This is a genomic window from Streptomyces oceani, from assembly GCF_001751245.1.
Lineage (GTDB): Bacteria > Actinomycetota > Actinomycetes > Streptomycetales > Streptomycetaceae > Streptomyces > Streptomyces oceani.
Genome location: NZ_LJGU01000012.1, coordinates 1 through 221, shown reverse-complemented (window position 1 = coordinate 221; position 221 = coordinate 1). Strand labels below are relative to the sequence as shown.

The window sequence follows — 221 nt, the reverse complement described above, 5'->3', positions numbered from 1 at the left end:
CGGCCGGTGACCACGGAGGCGTCGGTTCCGCACAGTGCGCCGATCAGGGTGGCGGCGGCGGTGGTGCCGCCGACCGACAGGTCACCGAGCACCACCAGGTCCGCGCCGGCGTCGGCCTCCTCGTCCGCCACGGCCATGCCCGCGCGGAACGCCTCCTCCGCCTCGTCCGCGGTGAGGGTGTCCTCCACGTCCAGGCGGCCACCGGAGCGGCGTACGCGATG

At 76.0% G+C, this 221-nt stretch carries 1 protein-coding gene; it reads right to left on the bottom strand.

Translation table 11 applies throughout. The annotated features are described in order from the left end of the window. A partial coding sequence (locus AN216_RS00060; RefSeq protein WP_170842967.1) for a nicotinate-nucleotide--dimethylbenzimidazole phosphoribosyltransferase occupies nucleotides 1-221 on the bottom strand: 221 nt, incomplete at both ends.